The organism is Candidatus Margulisiibacteriota bacterium (genome assembly GCA_031268855.1).
In the GTDB taxonomy this organism is placed as follows: Bacteria; Margulisbacteria; Termititenacia; order Termititenacales; family Termititenacaceae; genus Termititenax.
The window spans coordinates 1-6,724 of record JAIRWS010000128.1 but is presented as its reverse complement, the minus strand read 5'-3'; the positions used below and the strand labels follow the sequence as shown (position 1 = coordinate 6,724).

Sequence of the window (6,724 nt, the reverse complement as noted above, 5' to 3'; positions counted from 1 at the left end):
AATTACCCATATATCGGCAAAATATACCCTTGAAATGCATCGATTTTTGCCGGTGTTTGCGCCGGTTTTACAACGCAAACCGCCGCATTAATTTTACAAAATCCGCGCGGCGGTATAAGATACAGCCATGAGTAATGGAGAGTTGCGCGTTTTTCCTTTGAGTTCGCATCCGGAAATGGCCGACAAAATATCTGACCTGCTCGGTATCGCGCGCGGGCAGATCAAACGCTCCAAATTCAGCTGCGGCGAATTGTACACCCGCATTTTGGAAAATATCCGCGGACATGAAGTTTATCTGGTGCAGACTTCCACCGCCGATGTAAATAACGACGTCATGGAGCTGCTCATCGCCATCGACTCCTGCAAGCGCGCTTCGGCCAGCTCGATCAATGTCATCATTCCGCATTTTCCCTACAGCCGTCAGGACAAAAAATCCGCGTCGCGCGAGCCGATCACCGGCCGGCTGATCGCCAATCTGCTGGAGGCCGCCGGCATTGACCGCATTATTACCATGGATCTGCACGCTGATCAGATCCAGGGTTTTTTCAACGTGCCGGTCGACCATTTAAATTCACTGGTCTTATTCGTCAAATATTTCCGCGGCATTATCGGCGAGAAAAACAAAGATTACGTCGTGGTGTCACCGGACACCGGCCGCGCCAAGGCTTGTAAAAAACTCGCCGACAAACTCGAGGTTGATCTGGCGATCCTGCATAAATCCCGCCCCGAGCACAATGTCTCGGAGATCCTGCACGTCATCGGCAAAGTCCAGGGCAAAAAATGCATTTTATTTGATGACATCATCGACACAGCTGGCTCGATCCAAAACGCTTATAGCGTTTTGACCAGTCAGGGCGCCCAGGAAGTCTATGCGGCGGCCACACACGCGGTGTTTTCCGGACCGGCGGCCGAGCGGCTGAACGCCTGCGCTTTCAAAGAAGTCGTGGTAACCAACACTATTCCGCTGGACAAAGCCAAAAAGATCAACAATTTATCGAATATTGATATCGCGCCGCTCTTTGCCGAGACAGTCAAGCGCAATCACCGGCACGCCAGCATCAGCGAGCTTTACGATATTTAATAATTAATTAACAATTGCCACGCGGCCTTCGTAAGCGCGGGTCAGGGTCAACTCGTCGGTATAATCGATATTGGCGCCGGTGGAGAGGCCGTAAGCCAGACGCGTTAATTTTACCGCACAGCCTTTGAGCAGCTCAGAGATATACATGATCGTCGCTTCGCCTTCCACAGTCGGGTCGAGCGCAAAAAACACTTCCTGAAAAGAACCGTTCTGGATTTTCCGCACCAATTCCTCGATGCGCAGAACTTCCGGTGTGATGTTGTCCAGCGGCGAAAGCAGTCCGCCGAGAATATGGTACAGCCCCTTGTAGCCGATCTTTTCGATGGCCTGGCTGTCGCGCGGCTCGGCCACCACGCAGAGCAGAGCGCGGTCGCGCGTCTGATCGCGGCAAATCTCGCAGGGATCCTGCAGCGTGATATTGTGACATTCGGAACAATACCGGACATTTTTTTTGACCGCCTGCAGCGCCTGCGCAAAACCATCTACCCAGCCCGGCGACTGGCTCAAAATAAAAAAAGCCAGCCGCGCGCTTAAGCGCGCGCCAACCGACGGCATTTTTTGAAAATATTTGGCCAGTTCGTCGAGCGGCCCCATTACAGCAGTCCGGGAATTTTCAGCCCGCCGGTCACCGCGGAAAGTTTTTGCTGGGCGGTCTGGCCAACCCGCTCCAGCGCTTTGTTAAAAACTTCGTAAATGATCTTTTCGATTTTGGCGCGGTCAGCAGCCGCGAAATCTTTCAGCAGCCTGACGCTTTTCAGTTTCATTTTGCCGGTGATCTCCACCTCCAGCGCGCCATCCGCCGAAATTTCCTTGACCACCGTATTTTGCAATTCTTTTTCCGCCGCGGCCATTTTCGCTTTCATCTCGCCGACTTTTTTTAGCATACCAGCCATATCGCCCAATCCGCCAAACATAAATTTACCTCCTGTTTTTAATTTATTACCGGCGCCAGACATTCCACGCGCAGCGGAAAAGAACTGGCCTCCTGCACCACAAAAACGCTTTCCGCGCTGCTCTGGGTATAAGTATCGCGCGTAAAAACCACCCAAAACAGATAGCGTCCCAGCGCCGTGTGCTCAGCGGTCTGAATAGTCCAGGAATATTCCTGAAAAGAATTCGGCTCGAGCTGCACCGCGGCTTTTTGCTGGAGGCTGTCCAGCATTTGCAGATAATCGCGCTGCGCTCCGGCGTCCGGACACTGCTCCAGATAATAAGAAACCGTTATTTTTTCTGGCCGGTCGGTCGGATTGTTCAACAGGACAGTGTGCTGCGCGCTGCCGCCGCGCGGCAGACGCACCAGCTCCTGCGGCCCTTTGACTTCCAGCGCCGCTGCGCTGTCCAGCGCCACCGCCAAAACCAGCAAAAAAACCAAACCGCGCAAATCTACACCTGCCTTTGGATCAGTTTTTCTAAAAACGCCGCGCGCGTCCGCCGCAGCAAACTCACGCGCTGTTCAATTATAACCGGCTGATCGCAGTTTTTAACCAGCACCGCGTAAAAACCCAAAAATTTGGCCGGCAAAATGTCTGACCAGAGCGCGTCGCCGACCAGGGCACATTCCTCCGGGCGCGCGCCGTACTCAGCCAGCACAGCTCTAAAGCCGCTCAAAAAAGGCTTGAGCAGAGCGTAATAAACCGGCGCGTGCAAAGCGGCGGAAATCTTCGCCAGCCGCGCGCGGTCTAAACTGCCGGAAATCAAAACGGTCTGGAAAGAATAATTTTTCAGCTGCTCAAACCAGTAAACCGCCCGCAAAGACGGCTCCGCGCTGTCCGGCGGCAGCACAGTATTGTCCACATCGATCAGCAGTAATTTTAGGCCGCGGGCGGCCAGCCCCTGCAGATTGAGCGCAAAAAGATCATCGAGATATTCTTCCGGAGTCAGGAATTCCCGCAGTGTTTCTTTTAAGGCCAAAGGCATAACGCTCAAGCGGCTTTTCTAAACAAGGCATACAGCGGCACCGCCAAAAATATCGATGAATAAGCGCCCGCGGCAAAACCGATGAACATCGTCAGGGCAAAACCCTTGATACTGGCGCCGCCAAAAATATAAACCGCCAGCACGGCCAGCATAGTCGTAAATGAAGTCATCACGCAGCGCCCCAGCACACTGCGCAGAGAAGCGTCGGCCACCGCCGCAAAATCCGGCTGCCGTTGAGACTGTTCGGACTGCAGATTTTCGCGCATCCGGTCAAAAATAATGATCGTGGCGTTGATCGAGTAGCCAACGATAGTCAAGATCGCCGCGATCATCGAGAGATTAAAATCCAGCCGCAGCAAAGACACCGCGCCCAGCGTCACCAGCACATCGTGCAGCAAACAGAGCACGGCCGTCAGTCCGGTCCAAAACTCAAAGCGGAAAGTAATGTAAATCAGCATACCGGACAAAACCAAAACGGTTAAAACCAGCGCTTGTTTGGCCAGATCGCTGCCGGCTGACGCGCCGATGTTTTCAAAACTCAAAATTTCGTAAGCCCCGAAATTTTCCCGCAAAACAGTGGTAAACTGCTCGCGCTGTTCATCAGACAACTCGCTGGTTTTCAGCCGAAAATCTTCCGCGGCGGAATTTTGCGCTTTAATAGTAGTGATATCCGCCCGTTCGCCGCCCAATTTGGCGCGCAGCTCCGCCAGCGCGACTGGCTGCTCAAACCGGATAACCCACACCGTACCGCCGGTAAAATCAATGCCAAAATTAAAAAACTGTCCGGTTGTCCGCCAATTAAAAACCAAAACAGCCAGACTGATGGTTATACATAAACCGCCCAGCGCAAACCATAATTTGCTTAATTTTACAAAGCTCATTTAAGCCTCCTCTTTCCGCGTCTTGGGCTGCAAAAATTTCAGTTGGTAAAGATTTTGCATAAACAATCTGGTCACAACCAACGCCGTAAACATAGAGAACAGCGTGCCGACAAATAAAGTCACGGCAAAACTCTGGATCGCTTTGGTGCCCTGCCAGTACAGGAAAACCGCCGCAATAATCGTCGTCACATTACCGTCCAAAATCGCCGAGAAAGATTTATTAAAAGCGTTGTCGATCGCGGAAAACAGCGGCAGACCGTCGCGTAATTCTTCTTTGAGCCGCTCGTAAATGATAACATTGGCGTCGACAGCCATGCCGACCGACAGGATCAGACCGGCAATGCCGGGCAGCGTCAGGGTGGCGTTCAGCAGGATCAGCGTCGCTATGACCAGCGCAATGTAAACCAGCAAAGCCAGATCCGCCAGCAGGCCGTTGAGCCGGTAAACCAAAAGCATGGCGGCCGCCACCAAGAGCAGCGCGAGCGCTCCGGCAAATTTCGACTGGTCAATAGCGTCCTTGCCGAGAGTGGGGCCGACCACTTCGTTATTCAGCACTTCGATCGGCACGGGCAGAGAACCGGCACGCAATTTGATCACCAAATCCTGCATTTCCGAAACGCTGAACGAGCCGGAGATCTGCGCGCGACCGCCGGAAATCGGCTCATTGACATTGGGCGCGGAAATAATTTTGCCGTCCAGCAGGATAGCCAGAGGCCGGCCTACCGAACGCAGGGTGGCCGTGTAAAATTTACGCGCGCCTTCCGTATTGAATTCCAGAGACACCACCGGCCGGCCAAATTCATCGGTCGAAGGATTGACCGCCTTGAGGTCGTTACCGGCCATCACCGTGCGGCGCAGAATAATCTGATCTTCCTGCGCCAGTTCACCTCTGTTATTGTAGCGCGGCACAACGGCCAGCTCGCCGTCACCTAAAAAATCCTGGCGTTCTTTTTCCGCAAGCAGTGAGAGGTCGCCGGGCACCCATTCCGCTTCGCGGAATTCCAACAAGGCGGTGGATCTGATCAGCGCCAGGATCCGGGCGTTTTCCGCAGCGCTGGCGCCGGGGATTTCCACTACCACCTGATCGCCGCCCCGCGAGTAAACAGCGGTCTCGGCCACACCCAGACCGTTGATCCGGTTCTCGATCACACTGATTATGCCGTTCAGCACATCGGGAGTGATCGCTTTTATCTCCGCCGTCGGCTTGGCGCGCAAAACCACGCTTGTGCCGCCCTGTAAATCCAGACCAAGTTTGATCTTTAAACTCGGCGTCAGGGTTGGCGAGATTATCCACAAGGCCGCCAGAAAAACCACCAAAATCAAGGAAAATAAAATTTTATTTAAAACTGTTTTATTCATCCGGTCACCCAGCCCTCTTAAATTTCGTCATTTAAAATTTTCCGGCGCAGATCCCGCGTTAAGTTTACCAAATAACGAATATTATGAATAGTGAGTAATACTATGGCCAAAATTTCTCTGGCCTGCGCCAGATGCCGGATATAGGCGCGGGAAAAATTTCGGCAGGCGTAGCAGGCGCAGGTCTCGACCAGTGGCGCCAGATCCGCAGCGTAGCGCGCGTTGAGAATGCTCTCCAGACCGTCCGGCGCAAAAAAAGTATTATGCCGCGCCAGACGGGTCGGCAGCACGGCGTCAAACATGTCGATGCCAAAAGGCACACATTGTAATAAATTTTGCGGCAGGCCGACACCCATCAAATAACGCGGCTTGTCCGGCGGCAGCAAACCGGCCGTGTAAGCCGCAATGCGGTAAAGGTCGGCCTCCGGCTCGCCCACCGAGACGCCGCCAATCGCGTAACCCGCGAAATTTAAACCGCGCAAATATTCCGCCGCTGCCCGGCGCAAATCCTCGTGCAGGCCGCCCTGCACAATAGCGAAGAGGGTCTGCTCGGCTGGCTGGCCGGAGGCCCCGGCCGCGCTGGCTGTCCGGGCAAAATGATCCTGCGCGCGTTTTTCCCAGTCCAGCGTCAGGCGCAGATCCTCAGCAACTTTTTTTTTGGCGGCGGTATGCGGCGAACAAACATCCAGCGGCATCATTATGTCCGAGCCAAGCTGGCGCTGAATATCTACCACCAGCTCCGGCGTAAATTTATGTTTGGCGCCGCCGTCGAGCGGTGAGCGGAATTCCACGCCGTCCCCAGTTATCCGGCACAGTTTGGCCAGTGAAAAAACCTGAAAGCCGCCGGAGTCGGTCAGGATCGGTTTCTCCCAATGCATAAATTTATGCAGACCGCCGGCCCGGGCGATCAAGTCCGCGCCCGGCCGCAAAAACAAATGATAGGTGTTGCTCAAAACAATCCGCGCGCCCTGCTCCGCCACCAGATCCGGCGTCAGCGCTTTCACCGTGCCCAGCGTGCCTACCGGCATAAAAACCGGCGTCTCAATGATGCCGTGCGCCGTTTCCAGCAGACCGGCGCGGGCGGAGGAACGGGCGGATTTATGGATGACGGTAAATTTCATAAATTAAGCAAAAATTATACTAATAAAAAGGCTGTCTTAACAGTGCTGGCACAACGCAAAACGCGGCGCGGCAAATAAAGATCAGCAAGAGCTTTCCAGTCCTCTATGGGGGCACCGTTTTTTTTCCAACCCATTGCCTGGTAATGCTTAAAAAACTTAACAGCGCTAGCCCGATACCTACTGTCCAAAAAGTATTTTTCGATTTCCGCAAGCGCGGGTGTGTTTATCTCACTCTCATTCTCAATATCATTATCAGCTTGATTTGCTTGGTTTTGGTTATTTGTTTGTGTCCGTATCCCACCTAGCCGCCCGGCCTCGGCGCGTTTTTTTGTAATTTCATTCCACTTTTCACGATCACGGTCTAGATT

The 6,724-nt window shown here is 53.5% G+C and carries 9 protein-coding genes; 1 reads left to right on the top strand and 8 read right to left on the bottom strand.

Features of this window, described 5'->3' with window-relative positions:
- Positions 1-127 precede the first annotated feature (127 nt).
- A complete protein-coding gene (locus tag LBJ25_07490; GenBank protein MDR1453797.1) occupies positions 128-1,081 on the top strand; it encodes a ribose-phosphate pyrophosphokinase in 954 nt (317 codons plus the stop codon).
- A 3-nt stretch (positions 1,082-1,084) separates the two neighbouring features.
- On the opposite strand, the gene recR is transcribed toward LBJ25_07490, so the two are convergent.
- From recR to LBJ25_07450, 8 genes are all read right to left on the bottom strand, one after another.
- Positions 1,085-1,675, bottom strand: coding sequence for a recombination mediator RecR (gene recR / locus LBJ25_07485; GenBank protein MDR1453796.1), 591 nt, complete (start codon positions 1,673-1,675; stop codon positions 1,085-1,087).
- Positions 1,675-1,995 (bottom strand): YbaB/EbfC family nucleoid-associated protein, encoded by a 321-nt coding sequence (locus LBJ25_07480; protein MDR1453795.1) that lies wholly within the window; start codon positions 1,993-1,995, stop codon positions 1,675-1,677. Before LBJ25_07480 ends, recR begins: the two co-directional genes overlap by 1 nt.
- Before the next feature lie 17 nt (positions 1,996-2,012).
- Complete coding sequence (locus tag LBJ25_07475; protein ID MDR1453794.1) at positions 2,013-2,462, bottom strand: hypothetical protein; 450 nt, start codon at positions 2,460-2,462, stop codon at positions 2,013-2,015.
- 2 nt (positions 2,463-2,464) lie between these two features.
- Entirely contained in the window at positions 2,465-2,998 is a 534-nt protein-coding gene (locus tag LBJ25_07470; protein MDR1453793.1) for an HAD hydrolase-like protein, read from the bottom strand.
- A 5-nt stretch (positions 2,999-3,003) separates the two neighbouring features.
- On the bottom strand, positions 3,004-3,879 hold the full coding sequence (gene secF, locus LBJ25_07465; GenBank protein MDR1453792.1) for a protein translocase subunit SecF: 876 nt from the start codon (positions 3,877-3,879) through the stop codon (positions 3,004-3,006).
- Positions 3,880-5,238, bottom strand: coding sequence for a protein translocase subunit SecD (secD, locus tag LBJ25_07460; GenBank protein MDR1453791.1), 1,359 nt, complete (start codon positions 5,236-5,238; stop codon positions 3,880-3,882).
- 17 nt (positions 5,239-5,255) lie between these two features.
- On the bottom strand, positions 5,256-6,356 hold the full coding sequence (gene tgt / locus LBJ25_07455) for a tRNA guanosine(34) transglycosylase Tgt (GenBank protein MDR1453790.1): 1,101 nt from the start codon (positions 6,354-6,356) through the stop codon (positions 5,256-5,258).
- A gap of 14 nt (positions 6,357-6,370) precedes the next feature.
- Positions 6,371-6,724: hypothetical protein (locus LBJ25_07450; GenBank protein MDR1453789.1), on the bottom strand; the 354-nt coding region annotated here is incomplete at its 5' end.